14 protein-coding genes are annotated in these 16,250 nt (G+C 71.3%); 4 read left to right on the top strand and 10 right to left on the bottom strand.

All coding sequences use genetic code 11. The annotated features are described in order from the left end of the window. Nucleotides 1-36: 36 nt before the first annotated feature. The 7 genes from H283_RS24970 to H283_RS0112180 all read right to left on the bottom strand — a co-directional run bounded on the left by H283_RS24970 (nt 37) and on the right by H283_RS0112180 (nt 8,151). The gene (locus H283_RS24970) at nt 37-1,236 is read right to left on the bottom strand and encodes an MFS transporter (protein WP_020143811.1); all 1,200 of its coding nucleotides are present in this window, start codon (nt 1,234-1,236) and stop codon (nt 37-39) included. Between the two features lie 94 nt (nt 1,237-1,330). After that, complete coding sequence (locus H283_RS0112205; RefSeq protein WP_020143810.1) at nt 1,331-2,068, bottom strand: enoyl-CoA hydratase-related protein; 738 nt, start codon at nt 2,066-2,068, stop codon at nt 1,331-1,333. Between the two features lie 37 nt (nt 2,069-2,105). Beyond that, complete coding sequence (locus H283_RS0112200) at nt 2,106-3,191, bottom strand: acyl-CoA dehydrogenase family protein (RefSeq protein WP_020143809.1); 1,086 nt, start codon at nt 3,189-3,191, stop codon at nt 2,106-2,108. Continuing rightward, nucleotides 3,191-4,336, bottom strand: a complete 1,146-nt coding sequence (locus H283_RS0112195; RefSeq protein WP_020143808.1) for an acyl-CoA dehydrogenase family protein — start codon at nt 4,334-4,336, stop codon at nt 3,191-3,193. The genes H283_RS0112200 and H283_RS0112195 overlap by 1 nt, the downstream gene beginning before the upstream one ends. A 308-nt stretch (nt 4,337-4,644) precedes the next feature. Beyond that, nucleotides 4,645-5,901 carry an Nramp family divalent metal transporter gene (locus H283_RS0112190; RefSeq protein WP_028785551.1) on the bottom strand — a complete coding sequence of 419 codons (1,257 nt, stop codon included), beginning with the start codon at nt 5,899-5,901 and terminating at the stop codon, nt 4,645-4,647. A gap of 105 nt (nt 5,902-6,006) precedes the next feature. Continuing rightward, complete coding sequence (locus H283_RS0112185; protein WP_028785550.1) at nt 6,007-7,470, bottom strand: hypothetical protein; 1,464 nt, start codon at nt 7,468-7,470, stop codon at nt 6,007-6,009. Between the two features lie 48 nt (nt 7,471-7,518). Beyond that, nucleotides 7,519-8,151, bottom strand: coding sequence for a hypothetical protein (locus H283_RS0112180; RefSeq protein ID WP_156023147.1), 633 nt, complete (start codon nt 8,149-8,151; stop codon nt 7,519-7,521). Nucleotides 8,152-8,353: 202 nt separating this feature from the next. On the opposite strand from H283_RS0112180, the gene H283_RS0112175 reads away from it, so the two are divergent. Next, on the top strand, nt 8,354-8,713 hold the full coding sequence (locus H283_RS0112175; protein WP_020143804.1) for a TraR/DksA C4-type zinc finger protein: 360 nt from the start codon (nt 8,354-8,356) through the stop codon (nt 8,711-8,713). Nucleotides 8,714-8,790: 77 nt separating this feature from the next. Here H283_RS0112175 and H283_RS0112170 read toward each other — a convergent pair whose 3' ends face one another. After that, entirely contained in the window at nt 8,791-13,287 is a 4,497-nt protein-coding gene (locus tag H283_RS0112170; protein ID WP_231372272.1) for a multicopper oxidase domain-containing protein, read from the bottom strand. A gap of 79 nt (nt 13,288-13,366) precedes the next feature. Between H283_RS0112170 and H283_RS28175 the strand changes: the two genes are divergently transcribed. Then, nucleotides 13,367-13,516, top strand: coding sequence for a hypothetical protein (locus H283_RS28175; protein ID WP_020143802.1), 150 nt, complete (start codon nt 13,367-13,369; stop codon nt 13,514-13,516). 277 nt (nt 13,517-13,793) lie between these two features. Beyond that, nucleotides 13,794-14,138, top strand: coding sequence for a hypothetical protein (locus tag H283_RS24965; RefSeq protein ID WP_051103612.1), 345 nt, complete (start codon nt 13,794-13,796; stop codon nt 14,136-14,138). Between the two features lie 24 nt (nt 14,139-14,162). Here H283_RS24965 and H283_RS0112160 read toward each other — a convergent pair whose 3' ends face one another. Then, nucleotides 14,163-14,840: an NADPH-dependent F420 reductase gene (locus H283_RS0112160; RefSeq protein WP_020143800.1), complete on the bottom strand. Its 678-nt coding sequence runs from the start codon at nt 14,838-14,840 to the stop codon at nt 14,163-14,165. 97 nt (nt 14,841-14,937) lie between these two features. Between H283_RS0112160 and H283_RS0112155 the strand changes: the two genes are divergently transcribed. Continuing rightward, complete coding sequence (locus H283_RS0112155) at nt 14,938-15,513, top strand: TetR/AcrR family transcriptional regulator (RefSeq protein WP_020143799.1); 576 nt, start codon at nt 14,938-14,940, stop codon at nt 15,511-15,513. Between the two features lie 74 nt (nt 15,514-15,587). Here H283_RS0112155 and H283_RS0112150 read toward each other — a convergent pair whose 3' ends face one another. Then, complete coding sequence (locus H283_RS0112150; RefSeq protein WP_020143798.1) at nt 15,588-16,196, bottom strand: TetR/AcrR family transcriptional regulator; 609 nt, start codon at nt 16,194-16,196, stop codon at nt 15,588-15,590. Between the last annotated feature and the right edge of the window lie 54 nt (nt 16,197-16,250).

The raw sequence follows: 16,250 nt of genomic DNA, 5'->3' as shown, positions 1-16,250 counted from the left end.
GACGCTTCAGGCGGGTGGTGTATGCCGCGGGCTCGGTCAGCGGAGGTCGTGCAGCTCGCGCCGGGTAAGGAACGCGCGCGTGCCCAGGGCCATGACGAAGGCGAAGCCGCCGGCGATGATCGCGACCCAGTAGCCGTGCTGCGGGCCGACGTGGTCGACGACGATGCCCGACACGGCCGAGCCCGCCGCGATGCCGATGATGAGGCCAGTGAGCACGATGGTCATGCCCTCGTTGAGCTGAGCCTTGGGGACGATCCGCTCGATGAGGTTCATCGTCGTGATGAGGGTCGGAGCGGTGGCCATGCCCGCGACGAGCATGAGACCGGCGAGGACCCAGAGGTTGGGGGCGAAGAGCACCGGGATCTCGAGGACCGCCATCCCGAACGTCCCGGCGATGAGGAGCTTGACGAGGCTTCGGCCGTGCGAGACGTGCCCGAAGACGAGGCCCGCGGCGGCCGACCCCACGGCATACAGCGCGAGGATGGCGCCGGCGGCGCTCGGCGCGCCCTGCTCCTGCGAGACGGCGAGCGTCACGACCTCGTTGACGCCGAAGATCGCACCCGTCATGACCATGATGAAGGCGAGCGGGATGAGGCCCGGCACCGTGTAGGCGTGCTCGGTGGGGCGCTCGTGGTGCGGGACGACCGGCGGCTCGGTGGACCGTGCGGAGATGAAGATGAGGACGCCCACCGTGTAGGCGATGGTGGCGAAGGCGAAGCCCGCCTCGGGGAAGAGTGTCGTCGAGAGCCAGATCGCGAGGACCGGACCGATGACGAAGGTGACCTCCTCCATGACCTGCTCGAACGACATCGCCGCATGGAGGTTGCGCGGGTCGTCGGCGAAGATGTGCGACCACCGCGCGCGGGCCATCGTGCCGAGGTTGGGGATCGCGCCGCACAGCGGGAACGTGATGAAGAGCAGCCACGAGGGCAGCCCCCGCATCGAGACGAGGAGGGTCATGACGGCCCAGAACCCCGACCAGAGGAAGAACGGGATGGCGATGCGGCGCTGGCCGTAGCGATCGACGAGCCGCCCGAGGAACGGGGCGAAGAGCGCCAGGGAGACCATCCCGGCCGCCACGACGGCTCCGGCGAGCGCGTAGGAGCCGGTGCGTGCCGAGACCATCGCGACCACGGACACGGCGAACATCGAGCCTGCCGAGCGGGCGATCAGCCCGCCGGTGATGAAGACGCGTGCCCCCGGTACCTCGAAGAGAGGTCGGTAGGACGCCAGCACAGGTGCTCCTTCGCGGTGGGGGACGGCCAACTTCCCCATCCTTGCACCACGACCCCCGGGGATCCGAAATGCCGGATTCGTGGTGAGCCGTGCCTCACGCCCCGTGCTTGCGGCGCAGCGACCACATTTGCGGCGAGCGCTCGAGCTCGACGGCGACGTCCCACGGCATGCCCCCGGGGGCCGTCTCTCGGCGGAAGCTCGCGACCATCCGTCGGGCGAGGGCGGGGTCACGGGCCACGCGGCCCGCGACCGCGATCGCCGCGTCCTGCACGTCGCCGTCGTCGTATGCCGCCCACGCGAGTCCCAGCGCGACGGCTCGCTCGCCGTCGACCTCGTCACCGAAGAGCCCGAGCGCCGCGGCGGCCTCGCGCCCGGCGACCCGGTTGATGAGCGTGAAGTGCCCCCCGCCGGGGTGGATGCCGATCTGGGCGAAGCCGGGGAGCAGCCGGGCCGTGCGCGAGACGATCCGCAAGTCGGTGGCGAGCGCGAGGTTGAGACCGGCCCCCACGGCCGCACCGCGCACGGCCGCGACGGTCGGGACGGCGATCGAGCCGATGGTCGTGAACGCGGCGTAGACGGTCTCGAGGTTGCGGTAGGCCTCGTCCTCGACGGGGTCACGGCCCGTGTCGGCGAGGACGCTGCGGACCGCCCCCGCGCAGAAGTGGGCTCCGCCCGTGACGACGACGGCACCGACCTCCTCGTCGGCCTCCGCCGTGCGGGCGGCGTCGATGAGCTCGCGCGACATCTCCACGGAGAGGGCGTTGCGACGCTCGGGCGCGTCGAGGGTGATGAGCGCGACGCCGTCGGTCACGTCGTAGCGGATCTCGGTCATGCGGCGAATCTCCTTGGCTACCAGCGAGCTCGGTGGTTCAGAGGGGTTCACGGGCTCGCTGCGTCTTGGCGCGGCCGGTCGTGATGAGGGTCCAGAGTCGGTCGTGACCGGCGGACGAGGCGAGCGCCGTGAGGGTCTCGTCCCAGTCCTGCAGGGAGCCGTACTCGCTGCGCCGGGCAAGGATCGGACGCGTCAGGGTGTGCAGCTCGTGCTCGAGGGTCGTGCCGATGGCCCCGAGCGCCTGGTGCGACCCCCGGACGACCACCGAGGCGGCGTGCCCGACGCACGACTTGGCGACCCCGACCGCGAAGAGCATCCCGGGGTCGGTCCAGTCGGACGCGGCAGCCCGTGCGACGGCGGCGTCGGTGGCGGCACGGGCCAGGGCCGTCTCGCAGGCGATGTCGGACACGAGGTGCTGCACCGCCTGGAAGCTCCCGATCGGCCGCCCGAACTGCTCACGCTCTCGCACGTGCGCGACGACGACGTCGACGACGCGTTCCATGGCGCCGACGACCTGGGCCGAGCGCGCCAGCGCCCCGCGCAGATGGAACTGCTCGCCGATCGCGTGGTCGACGACGATGCCCGCCTCGAGGTCGTCGAGGTCGAACTCGACGGTGTCGCTGGGCTCCCCGGCGAGGTTGCGTCGCTCCTCCACGCCCACCAGGTCGATCGGCACGTCGGCCACCCGCCACTGGTCGCGGTCCTCCCAGAGGGCCACGACGCTGCTCGCGTCGCGGGCCCAGGTGACGTTGAGGGCGACCCCGGACGGGTCGGGACGGCATACGGTCCGGAGGCCGCCGTCGTTGGGGAGCCCGGCCGCCTCGAGCAGCCACCCCCCGAGCACGTCGTGCTCTGCGAGCGGCACCGGCGCGGCCGCTGCGGCGGCGAGCCCGAGCAGCGCTGCCGCGTCGACCCAGCCTCCCCCGCTGCCGCCCGCGGACTCCGTGCCGGTGAGCCGCGTCAGCCCGAGGTCCTCGAGACGCTGCCACAGGCCGCGGTCGAGGTCGACGACTTCGGTGGGCGTGGCGCGGGTGGCGCGGTAGTCGGCGAAGAGGTCGGTGAGGACGGCGACGAGGTCGGGGTCCGGCGTCGTGGGCGCGGCGAGGTCGCGGATGTCGGTCATCAGCGCAGCCCCAGGCCGCGGGCGATGACGCCGCGGAGGATCTCGTTGGTGCCGCCGCGCAGGGTGAAGCCCGGACGCTGGAGGATCGCCGCGTGCAGCAGGGTGTCGAGCTCCTCGTCGAGGGCCCACCCCGTGGCGGTCAACGTGTCGACGTAGTCGGCGATGTCGCCCTCCCCCGTCGTCCCCAGCACCTTGACGACCGCGGCGGCCGTGTCGGCGTCCTCGGCGTTCTCGAGCGCCGTCGAGACGGCGAAGGACATGTGGTGCAGGGCGGCGACCCGCGCGACGTGGCGACCGAGGCCCGGGTCGGTGGGCAGACGGCCGTCGTCCATGGCCTGCGCGGCCGCGGCGAGGAGCTGGAAGGTCGACAGGACCCGCTCGGGCCCGCTGCGCTCGTGGGCGAGCTCGGACGTCACCTGCGACCAGCCCTCTCCCACCTGGCCCAGCACGCGGTCGTCGGGGATGAGGACGCCGTCGAGGTGCACCTCGTTGAAGTGGTGGTCGCCGCCCATCGAGATGATCGGGCGGATCGTGACCCCCGGTGCCCGCAGGTCGACGATGAACTGGCTCAGCCCCGCGTGGCGGTGGGCGGGGTCGAGCGGCGCGGACCGGGCGAGCGCGAAGAAGGCGTCGGCCTCGTGGGCGCCGGAGGTCCACACCTTGGTGCCGGTGAGCCGCCAGCCGCCGTCGACGCGCTCGGCACGGGTGCGGACGCTCGCGAGGTCGGAGCCCGAGTCCGGCTCGCTCATCCCGATGCCGAAGACGACCTCGCCGCGGCTGATCCCGGGAAGGAACGCCTGCTTCTGCTCCTCGGTGCCGTAGCGCAGCAGCGACGGGCCGATCTGCCGCTCGGCGATCCAGTGCGCCGCGACGGGAGCCCCGACGACGAGCAGCTCCTCGGTGACGACGAAGCGCTCGAGGAAGGTGCGTCCCTGGCCGCCGTACCGCTGCGGGATGACCATGCCGAGCCAGCCGCGCCGGCCGAGCTCGCGGGTGAAGTCACGGTCCCAGCGGGTGAGCCACGTGTCGACGTGGGGCACGAACGCGCCGGCCGCGACCTGCTCGGCGAGGAAGGCGCGCACCTCGAGACGCAGCGCGGTCAGGGCGGGCAGCTCCCGCGCACCCGGAGGGACGAGACGGGCCATGCTCACCTTCCTCACGCGACGTCGCAGCGGTTCGTGCGCCACTCTCCCACACGGTCCCTCACCGGACCCGAGGCCGTATGCCGTCCCGCCGGGTGCCGTGCGCCACACCCCTCCCGCACCCGCCTCCACCCCACCTCGAGTGAGCACAACCACACTCGAGTGAGCGCTCGTTCACACTCGAGTGAGCGCTCGTTCACACCAGTGGACGGGTGCGCTGACTCGACTGGGACGGGGCGCTCACTCGACTGGGACGGGGCGCTCACTCGACTGGGACGGGGCGCTCACTCGAGTGCGACGGGCGGGGCTGGTCAGAGGCCGGTGGCCACGAGGTAGCCGCAGAGGCCGACGATGACGGCGGTGATGAGCACTGCGACGGCCGTGGTGAGGCGGTGGTTGACGAGAACGCCCATGATCCTGCAGTCGCGGGTGAAGAGCACCAGCGGGATCAGCGTGCCGGGCAGCGCGAACGACAGGACGACCTGGCTCCACACGAGCGCGTTCGTCGGCTCGACGCCGAGGCCGAGGATGACGAGCGTGGGCACGACGGCGAGCATCCGGCGCAGGAGCGGTGCGATGGGCCGGCGCCCGAAACCCTGCATGACGACGTCACCGGTCTGGACGCCGACCAGCGTCGAGGCGAGGCCCGACGCGAGGAGGGCGACGGCCAGCATCGTCGCGGCGATCTGCCCCGCGTTGGCCGACAGGGCGGCATACGCCGTCTCGATGCTCGCACCGGCCTCCGAGGGGAGGGCTGCCGCGAAGACGACGAGGCTGATGTTCGCGGCGCCCGCGATCGTCATGGCGACGACGACGCTGCGCACCGTGCGGCGGCCGCTGGCCAGCCGCTCCGCGTGACTGGCCTCGGTGCCGTCGTCATGTCCCCGGGACGCGGCCGAGTGAAAGTGCAGGGCGTGCGGCATCACCGTCGCGCCGACGATGCCGACCGCGAGCAGGGCCGCTGAGGAGTCGAGCGGACCCGGCACGACCGAGCGCAGCAGCGCGACCCGGTCGACGTCGGCGACGAGCACCTGCCAGAGTAGCGAACCGATGATGACGACGAGCAGGACGAGCACGACCGAGTCGAAGTGGCTGCGGCCGCGAACCTTGAGCGCGAGGACGACGAGGCTGAAGAGGGCCACGCAGACGGCCCCGGCCATGAGCGGCATGCCGAAGAGGAGCTTGAGCGCGATGGCGCCGCCGACGACCTCGGCGAGGTCGGTCATGATGACGACGAGCTCGGCCTGCGCCCAGAGCAGCAGCCGGCCGACGCCGGGGAAGCGCTCGGCGCTGTGCTCGGCGAGGCTCTTGCCCGAGGCCATGCCGAGCTTGGCGGCGAGGTACTGGATGACCATGGCCGAGCAGCTCGCGAAGACGACGACCCAGACGAGCGTGTAGCCGTGCTCGGCGCCGGAGGTGATGTTGACGCCGAAGTTGCCGGGGTCGACGTACGCGATGGCGGCGAGCAGCGCCGGGATGAGGGTGCGGGGCGCGCCGATGGTGCCGCCGAGTCCGCGCTCTGGCGACCGGTCGTCCACGCGCGGCTGCTGTGCCACTCGCTCACCCATGGGACACAGCATCGAGCCTGGGGGACGCGCCTGCCAACTTCCGGTTCACATTGAGACAAGCCCTTCATCCGCCACGCCACCGAGGCCACGCCCCGCCGGGACGGTTCAGCGGGCGGAGGCGACCCCGAGGAGAGCGGCCAGCCCCAGCGCGCTGCGCGGGTCGTAGGCGGCGGTCCACAGTCCGCCGTGCGCGGCGGCATACGCCTCGTCCTGCCAGGCCGTCGGCTGCGCCGGCGAGCCGGTGCGCAGGTCGTGGACCAGGAGTGCGGCCATGAGCGTGTTGGCCGTGCCGGGCTCGAACACCTCGATGCCGAAGCGGTGCGCCCCGGCGTAGGCGGCGGCGAGCGCCCGGTTCTTGACGACCGAGCGGGTGCGCGTGGGCGGGGCCACCTTGAGCGACACGAGACCGCCGTCGGCGCGGTAGGCCGTCGCCCGCCACCGCTGGAGGCGCTTGGCGAGCAGGTAGTTGGGTCCCTGCTGGAGCACGACGCTGTCGTTGATGCCGGGGTCCTGTCCGGGCACGTAGTTGCGGCGCAGGAGGCGCCCGCCGCTCACGGTGCGCAGGGGCACCCGCAGGACCTTGGAGGTGCGCCGGTGGGCGTAGCTGTCGACGGACCGCTCGACCGCAGCTCCCGGGACGGCGAAGACGTCGGTCGGAGTCGCGAGGAAGGCGAGGGCGACGTCGTCGCGGCCCTTGGCGTCGACGACCGCGCGGGTCAGGGCGTCGACGGCCATCGAGACGCGGACGTTGGTCTCGCCGTCGGCATAGACGTAGTTGCCGATGGCGAGCGGTCCATCGATGGCCGCGACCCACCGGGTGACGGCGCCGAGGTCGTGGACGAGGTCGCCACCGGCGCGAGCGGACAGCGGCTCGGGTCCGGGTCGGACCGGCACGGTGATGGATCCAGCCAGTCGGTGGGTGTCGCCGATCAGCTTGTCCCACAGCTCCTTTCGCGGCAGGTCGACGGCTGCGACGTCGGCGCCCCAGCGCAGCAGCGAGCGCAGCGGGCCCATCTCGGCCGCGGCACCGAGCACCACGACGGTGCGGTCGGAGAGGTCGAGCCAGTCGGGGTTGTCGATGACGAGGCTGACGGCCTCGGCGCACGTGGGCTCGACGGTCCCCGCCTCGACCCACCGGTCGAGCCGTCGGCGCAGCGCGTCCCCCGAGAGGCGCTCACCGGCATACGGCACCGAGAGCGTGCGGTCGGGCTCACCCTCGCCGCGCACGGTCTCGGAGGCGAGGGCGGGCACGCCGTCGTCCGGGGCGACGGCCACCTCGAGCGGTCGGTCGCCGTCGTCGGTCGCCCAGCGCATGCGCGCGTGCAGGGACTCGAGCCCGCTCGTGGCGATGGCCTGCGCCGCGCCCGGGACCGCGACCCCCGCTTCGACGAGGCGCCGGAAGTGCGGGAGGTAGCCCTGGCGCCAGTTCGTCTCGCGTTCGGCGGAGGCGGCGCCGACCGGGTCGACCTCGCGCAGGGCGTCGGCGACCACGGCACGTCCGGTGGCCGTCGTGCTGCGGCGTCCGGACGTCGGGTCGAGGGGGAAGACCACTCCTCTGGGGTCGCTCATGGGTCCATCCTGCCGGGTGGGCAGGTCGCTCCGTCGGCGGCTGGTCGCTCAGCCCTGGCGGAGCCGCTGGTCCACGACGAGGTAGGTCACGCGGGCCGTGGTCAGGTTGCCGGCGCGGTCCCGCACGAAGCACGTGACGGTGTGGGGCCCGAGCCGGCGGGTGTTCGGCGCGCGCCCGCCGTTGCAGCCCTGGCGGGCGACGCCCGAGAGCGCGTCGGCCGCCCGTGGCACGGCGAGGACGACCCCGTGACGCGGGACGACTGCTGGGATGGCGACCGGGTCGAGGGTCGGCGGCGTGCCGTCGTAGCGGTAGGAGAAGCCGACGTAGGGCGCCGACCGGCCGGCATCGTCGACACACGTGCCGTAGACGGTGCGCGGCACCGCCGAGTCCACGGCGACGACGGATCCGCCCTGGCACGAGGCGATCCCGCCGCCGGGGTGCTGCGCCACCCAGCGGTAGCGAGCCGGGGCGGCATACCAGCCGTCGGCGTTCGGGCCGCCCTCGACACGGAGCCCGCTCGGGGGCGTCGTGGCGACGACCGAGGAGGCCGCGACGCCGCCGTCGCCGCTGCGCGGCGCTCCCTGCACCGCCGTCAGACCGAGTCCTGCCCACGCGAGAGCCGCGAGTCCGGCGACCCAGGCGACGCCGTGGACCGCGTCGCGCACTCGTCCGTCCGTCACGGCCCGCTCCCTCGCCCCGGGGTGCCCCGTCGGCACCCGTCAATGGTCGGAAGGCCGTGCACCGCCGCTGATACGACGCACGGCAGATCGGTGCCGAGGAGGCGAGAGTGGACTCTTAGATCCACGGCCGCTCCGGCCCTGCGATGAGTGCCGTGGACCACTCGATCCGGCCGACTCGACCGATCGGGAGGACGATGGGGACATGAGCACGAAGACGGCCGCCCACGAGGCGGAGCTGACGGCGAACCGGGCCACCGAGGTCGAGCGCATCACCGGGCTGCGCCGGGAGTTCGCCGAGGTCGTCGAGGCGTCCGAGGCCAACATCGCCGACGACGAGCACGACCCGGAGGGCTCGACCATCGCCTACGAGCGCACCCAGATCGGCGCCCTCATCGAGCAGGCCGAGCGGCACCTCGTCGAGATCGACGCCGCGCTGCAGCGGATCGCCGACGGCGGCTACGGCCGGTGCGAGGTGTGCGGTGAGGCGATCCCCGACGACCGGCTGCGAGCCCGGCCCACGGCCCGGACCTGCATGAGCCACGCGGTGACCGCTCGGCGCTGACCGACCGTGCGACAGCAGGCAACAGTGAGGGCCCGTCGCCACGAGCCCTCACTGCTGGTCCAACCTCTAGAGCCGGGTCACGGGGCTGCCGCCACCGGCCGCACCGCCGAGTCGACGGCTCCGACGACGTTCACTGCGCGGACCCGGAAGGACCAGGCCTGCCGCGCGATGTTGCCCGTCGTGAAGGTCGTCGAGCCCGCCGCCAGCGCTCCGGACTGCCCGGAGACCGTCGCGAAGTTGTTCGCACTCCACTGGACGACGTAGCTCGTCTCGTTGGCGACGTCACCCCACGTCAGCGTCACCCGCTCGTTGTTGCCCGAGCGGACCGCGGTCGCCGTGGCGATCGTCGGCTGTCCCGGGAGCAGCACCGCCGCCGTGGCGGTGTTGCTCGGAGCGGACTGCCCGGCGACGTTGACCGCGCTGACCCGGTAAGCGTAGGTGCTGCCGACCGACACGGCGCCGTCGACGTACGTCGCCGTTCCGGTGTTGGCACGCGCAGGCGGGGTCGCCAGCCGGGCGAAGGCGCCGCCGTCGACCGAGCGGTCGACGATGAAGCCGGACTCGTTCGTCGCGTTGTCACGCCACGAGAGGCTGACCTGCGGACCTGCCGTCAGGGTCGCGGTGAGCGTCGTCGGCGCCGCGGGAGCGTTGACCCCCAGGGTGGCGGAGGTCGAGCTCGCCGTCATCGTCGGGAACCCCTGCCCGTAGCCGACCGTGTTCTGGGCGACCACCCGGTAGAGGTAGGCCGTGGTCGGGTTCGAGGTGGCGTCGGTGAGTGTCCGCGACTGGTGGACGTTGGTGGCGGTGAGCGGCACGGTCACCGTTCCCACGTCCACCCAGCTCGTCCCGTCGGTGGACCGTTGGACCACGAACGCCGTCTCGGTGATCGAGTTGTCGCTCCACGTCAGGGTGATGTGGCGGTTGTTGCCGTTGCCCGTCACCACTGCCCCACCGGTCGCCGGCCAGGTCGCCGTCCTCGGCGGCAGGGCCAGGGACTCGGGACGCATCATGTCCATCTCCTCGTGACTGAGGATGTGGCAGTGGACGACGTACTCCCAGCCCATGTTGACGAGCGAGTTGACGATGGCCCCGGTCGGGTTTCCCTGCGGGTCGATGTTGTTGAACCCGGACTGTGAACCGAGCGGCATCATCGGGTTGAGGGCACGGACCGCGTTCGGCACCTCGAAGGGCACCTGGGGCACGACGGGCCGCAGGGCGACGATGGTGTCCTCGAGCGGGCTCATCCGCACGGTGTCCTTCCAGCCGAGCTCGTTCGGGTCCGGTGGGATGACGATGTTGTCCCACGTGACCCGGTTGAGCACCTGGACGTCGTAGAGGTGGAAGTGGATCGGGTGCGTGTCCACGCCGTTGTGGGTGAAGCGCCAGATCTGCGTCCCGTCCTTGGCGTTCGTGATGGGGGTGACCGTGACGTCCGCCGGTGGCAGGTTGGTGCCGTCGATGAGCTCGGTCGCCGGGTTGACGTACGGGTAGAGCGTGACGTTCTGCGCTCCCGGTGCCGGAGGTTGCGCCTCCACACCGAGGTTGGCCTGCATGCGCCCGTAGTCGTCGAACGTCGAGGAGTTCATCTCGTCGTGGATCGCCTTCGGTTCGAGCCCCATCGTCATCTTCGCGGTGGGAGCCGCAAGGGTGTTGAAGCCGAAGGTGCCGGTGTCGTTGACGCGCACGAGACCGTCACACCTCGTGACGTTTCCCGTGTTGACGTTGCAGTTGCTGCTGGCCGCGAAGCTCGTCCCGTAGGCCGAGTTGTACGCCGCCTGGCCGACGATCACCGGGTGCTGGCCGGACTCGAAGACTCCGGATCCGTTCGCCTGGTGCTTGAAGGCGGCGGCGAGCGCCGTCACGTTGAAGGCCGGAGCCGGGGTTGCGGCCGCGATCTTCACCTGCATGACGGTGCGGGTGTTGGGCCCGTAACCCGGCATGACGGTCGGAGCCCCGGCCGGGCTGAGGTCCGGGCCACCCGTGTAGTAGTCGTACTGCGGCACACGAGCCGGGAAGGCGGCGGGTGCGTCGTTGTAGAGGATCAGCGTCTTGCCCGCGAACTTCGAGAAGTCGACGACGACGTCGGCACGCTCCGCCGGCGCGAGCAGCATCGAGTGCTTGTCGACGTTGCCGAAGTCGAAGCGGGTCGGGTCGGTGATCCAGGTCGTCGGCTGCTGGCCGTCGATGACCGCCGGCGCAGGGAGGAAGCCGCCCTCGCTCGCGATCTGCACCCAGTCAGGGCCCGAGGCGTCATTGTGGGCGTCGGCCGGCGTCGGCGACACCGTCGGGTCGGTCTGCGCGGCAGCCAGCTCGGTCGGGTTCAGCTTGACCTCGCTCTGGCCGTTGCCGTTCGCCGGGTCGGGGTCGGCCGTGTACCACTGGAAGTTGAAGAACCGGTCGTTCGCGGCGTTGAGCAGCCGCATCCGGTAGGTCTTCGGCTGCAGGGTCACGGTCGGGTAGGCGACACCGTTGACGATCGGGGTGTCGTTGAACTGCTCCATGCCGGCCGACACGTTGGGCGTGCCGGGGATCTGCTCCGGCTCGCAGAACGGGTCGGTCTGGTACTGCCACGTCGCCGGGTCGTCGAGGTTGCAGCTCGGGTCGTAGTACGGGTTCGCGATCGGTCCGTACGTCGTGCCCGTGGCCGGTGGCCAGAACCACGGTCCGTACATCCACCGTCCGTAGGCGCTCAGCCCACCGGGGTCACCCGGGTTCTGCGCCGGCATGTAGACGTGGTGGTACCAGAAGCTGCCCTTGGTGCCCCATCGCTTCGCGTCCCAGGTCGGGTCCTGGCCGTATGCCGTGACGTTGCCGTTGGCGTCGACGGTGTCCTTGAGCTGGGCGTCGCCGGGCACGAAGGTCCGGTCCTGGACGATGAGCGGCAGGGTGTCGGCGGCGGTCGGGATCAGGCCCGCGTTCACGAGCGCCTTCTCGGTGTTGTCCGTGATGGTGTAGCCGGCTGCCTCACCGGCGTACACGTTGAGACGCGTGATGCCCCACGAGTGGTCGTGGTAGAACATCAGCCGCGCGCTCTGCTGGTTGGTGTAGTAGAACGTCGAGCAGCCGTCGTCCTTCGCAGCACAGAGTGCTGGGGAGTTGGGGATCGCCGGGTTGGCCAGCATGTCGGGGACGTTCTGCACGCTGACGCCCTGCGGCCACGACGTGTTCTCGCCGGCAGGCGTGATCCACTGGTGCGGCGTGCCGTCGCTGATCCACGCAGTGGTGCCGCCGTGCAGGTGCAGAGTGGCGCGGTTGTCCTTGAAGCAGTCACCGGCCTTCGGCTCCTGGGTGCACGCCGGGTTGCGCACGGCGTCCGTCACGGCGCCGCCGTCGACGGGTGCGGGCATGGCCATCGGGCCCATGCCGGAGCCCATCATCGTGCTGTCGGTGGGCAGGAACAGGTCGCCGTCGGCGCCGGTGGGCAGCAGGTTGCGGAAGACGATGCGGACCGGACGGTCCTTCGTCGCCGCGATGATCGGGCCGAGCCACTGCGGGGCGGTGACACCGGTGTAGCCGGTGATGGCCTGCTTGTCGCCGTTCTGCAGCTCGTTGAAGAGGGTGACGTGCTGCCCCGGGACCGCGGTCGTCGAGAGCTGGACGTAGCCGCGCACGAGGGTTGCCGGGAGGTCGGACGAGAACTTCGTGCGGTACTGCACGAGCCCGATGACGTACTCGTCGGCGACCTTGCCGTTGTACGTCTTCGCCTCGGGAACGGCCAGCGGGATGAACTTGTGGTCGGGACCCGTGGCCGCGTCCACCCCCAGCGCCTGGGGGATCACAGGGCACCCGGAACCGCTGGCGCCCGGGTTGCACGCGGTAGGCAGTGCGTCCTGGAACTTCTTCATGCCCGCCGTGAGGTAGCCGCTGCCGGCATTCGTGACGGTGACCGAGTCGAGCGATCCGACGTCGGTCGTCAGGGTGCCGCTCGCGCCGGTGCCGGTTCCGGTCGGGTCCGTGAGGGCCACCGTGGCCGCGGTGTAGCCCGAGCCGGGGACGTCCACGGCGAGTCCGACGAGCCTGAGCGTCGCGGTCGCCGTGGCCGGCGTCGACCCGCTGATCGGGTCGGAGAGCGTGCCGTCGAGGATCCTGACTCCCGGTGCGGTCGTGTAGCCCGAGCCTGGGTCGTCCACCGTGACCTTCTGGACCACGCCGCCGACGAGGTCGGCCTGCTCGACGTGACCGGTGGCGCGCGTGCCGTTGGGGTCACCCGGGAGGTCGAAGAGGACGGTGGGCATGGTGTAGCCCGTGCCGCCGTCCGTCAGAGCCACGGCGTCGACGCCACCGGAGGGCGTCACGCTGGCGCCCGTCCCGTCGCCTGTCACGGTGGCGGCCAGGCCGGAGTAGCCCGCCCCCGGGGCCGTGACCGACGCGGAGACGACCGCGCCGGTCGCCTTGACCGTCGCGGTCGCCGTCGCCTGCGTCCCGCCGGCGCCGGTCGGCGCGTTGATGGTGACGGTGGGCGACGTGTAGTCGTGTCCCGGAGCTGTCAGGTTGATGGCGCCGATGCTGCCGTCCGGCTGCACCTGCGCCACGGCGGTCGCGCCCGCTCCGGTGCCGGCGTCCGTGATGCTCACCGTCGCCGTCGGCAACGTCAAGGGACTGTTCGCCCAGTTCGGCCAGGGTCCGAAGTAGTGCGGGACCTTCGATGCGTCCGTGGCTCCCGTCGGTGGCGAGGCTGCCGCGACCGTGGCAGGCACCACTCCCGCCTGCATGCCCAGAGCGAGCACCGTCGCGGCACTGGCCACGATCGCCGACAACCATTTCCGTGGACTGCTGCCTGACATCTTCCCCACCGTCCTGTGACTCATCGCATGATCAGCGAATGCAAAGAATCTAGACAGGAAGTACGGTGTGGACGACGACTTTGGCGAGTATTCGAAATGCGAAACCTTTTGCGCCACAAGCGATTCCGGAAACGCAGTTCGCACATCCGCCTGCATGCACAAATCTGCTCAGCCTCGACAAGACGGGACAGCTAAGCTGCCCAGCGAGGGACGAAGTTCGCATTCGACGGAGACGTGTGACGAAGCCCTCTTCGCCTTTTGCCGCCGCCGCCCGCACAGCGATCTACCGTCGAATCATGAGAAGGAAAGGATGGACCTTCCTCTCGAACCACGGACACGTTCTGGTCTGCCTGGCGGACGACCCGGACATGTTGCTCAAGGACGTCGCCGCCAACATCGGGCTCACCGAGAGGGCAGTCCAACAGATCGTGGCCGACCTCGAGGGGGCCCGCGTCATCACCCGGCACCGCGAGGGGCGGCGCAACCGCTACGTGGTCCGTCGCGAGGTGCGCTTCCGCCACCCTCTGGAGGCAGGTCTGCGCGTCGGGGACTTCATCGACCTCTCCCGGCGACGCCCGCGACTACGGATGACGGACGCCCCACCTGACCTCACCCCAGCGCGCGAGCGCGACGTCCGGTGAAGCCCCTGCGGGCGCCCACGTCCGTCAGCGGACGATCCGGAAGTTGAACATCGGCGTGCCGAGGGCGCCCCAGAGGCGCAGCCACACCGGGAGCAGCATCTCCGTGCCCCGGGCGGTCGTGATGTCGCCGAGGTCGATGACGTCCTCGTGACCGAACTCGGTGAGCAGCTCCGTGACGACGGCCTTGGCCTCGCCGTCATCGCCGGACACGAAGACGCTGCTGCCCTCAGGCAGGCCGGCCGGGCGCACCATGAGCTCTGCCGTCAGGGTGTTGAGCGACTTGACGACCTTGGCCTCGGGGAAGGCACGCTGGATCTGCTCGCCGAGCGAGTCGGAGTCCTTGACGAACAGCGTCGGAGGCATGCCCGCCGAGAAGTCGAGCGGGTTGGCGATGTCGAGCAGCACCTTGCCGGCGAGTGCGTCGGCGCCGGCGAGGCCGAGCACCGCGAGCGAGGCGTCGCCACTCGTCGCGTTGACGACGATGTCGGCGGACGCCGCGGCGTCCGCGAAGGTCGCGACGGAGATGCCCGGGTATGCCGTCGCCCACGTCGCGAAGGCGGCGTTGCCCATCTGGTCGGGCTCGGTGCGGGCGAGCGTGCTCGCGGGGTCACGCGTGCCGATGGTGACCACGTGGCCGAGCTCGTCGAGACGGGCCGCGATGGTGCGACCGACGGAGCCGGTGCCGAGAACTGCGTAACGCATGGGAGGTCCTTGGGTGTCGGAGCATCAGTAGACAGATCTGTCTACTGATCTGGACGCTAGCAGACAGATCTGTCTACTCGCAAGGTACGATGGCCGCATGGCACGGACAGCGAGCGCAGCACGGCAGCGCATTCTCGACACGGCCTTCGCACTCTTCTACGCGCACGGCATCCGCGCGGTCGGGGTCGACCGGATCATCTCCGAGTCCGGGGTCGCCAAGCAGACCTTCTACAACCACTTCCCGGCCAAGGACGATCTCGTCCTCGCCTACCTCGACGTCGTCGACACGACCTGGTCGGGTCAGCTGCACGCCGCTGCGGAGGCGGCCGGCCCGGCGCCCGCCGACCAGCTCGTCGGGCTCTTCGACGCTCTCGACTCCGCCTGCCGGCGCGACGGCTACCGCGGGTGCGCCTTCATCAACGCCGCGGCCGAGAACGAGCCGGGCACGGCGATCCACGCCCGGACCCTCTCCCACAAGGACTCGGTGCGCGGCTGGGTGCGCGGACTCGCGGCCGACGCGGGGGCACCCGACCCCGACGGCCTGGCCCGCACGCTGACCCTGCTCCTCGACGGCGGACTCGCGAGCGGCTCGCTCGACGCCCTGCCGGACGCACCCCGCGCCGCCAAGGCCGCGGCCGAGGCGCTCGTCGCCGGGGCGACCACCGCGCGCTGAGACCGCTTCGAGCCGGAACGCCCACGGCTCCAGCCCATCGACGCCGGTCCGTCCCACCGGCCCTGCAGCGCTCCTCAGCGCAGACCGGCCGCGATCCGGTCGAAGGCCTGGTCGATGTTGCGCTCGAGGCGGCCGGAGCCGCCGTTCTGCTGGTGCTCGATGCAGGCACGGACGGCCGCGATGGCCACGGCCACGGTCAGGCGCGCCTCGAGCGACGCGCCGGACTGCACGCCGAGACGACGCTCGAGCGCGCCGGTCAGGGCGTTCTCGATGCGGATGTTGTTGCCGACGAGCGCCGGGGCGAGCGACGGTTCGCCGAGCAGGATGCGCCGGCGTCGGGCCCGCAGCTCGCGGTCGATCGACGCGGGCGCGAGCATGCCGGCGAGGATCCGACGCAGGGACTCGAGCGGCGTCTCACCCTCGACGTCCTGCTCCAGCGCGGCGGCATACGACTCGAGCTCCTCGGCCGTGGTGCCGATGACCGCGGCCTCCTTGGACGGAAAGTAGTTGAAGAACGTCCGGGCGCTGACGCCGGCCCGGGCCGCGATCTCCTCGGTCGTGACGGCCGCGAAGCCCTTCTCCTCGACGAGGTCGAGGGCGGCGAGGTTGAGCGCGCGGCGGGTCTCGCGCTTCTTGCGCTCACGCAGGCCGCACGACTCGTCGGTCAGCAGGTCCGTGCTCATGCCCTCATCGTGACACGTTCACTGCATGGACTGCAATTTTGCAGTCACTGCACT

Origin of the sequence: Terracoccus sp. 273MFTsu3.1, from assembly GCF_000383675.1 — a bacterium.
Classification (GTDB): Bacteria; Actinomycetota; Actinomycetes; order Actinomycetales; family Dermatophilaceae; genus Terrabacter.
This window is presented reverse-complemented; position numbering and strand designations above follow the sequence as displayed.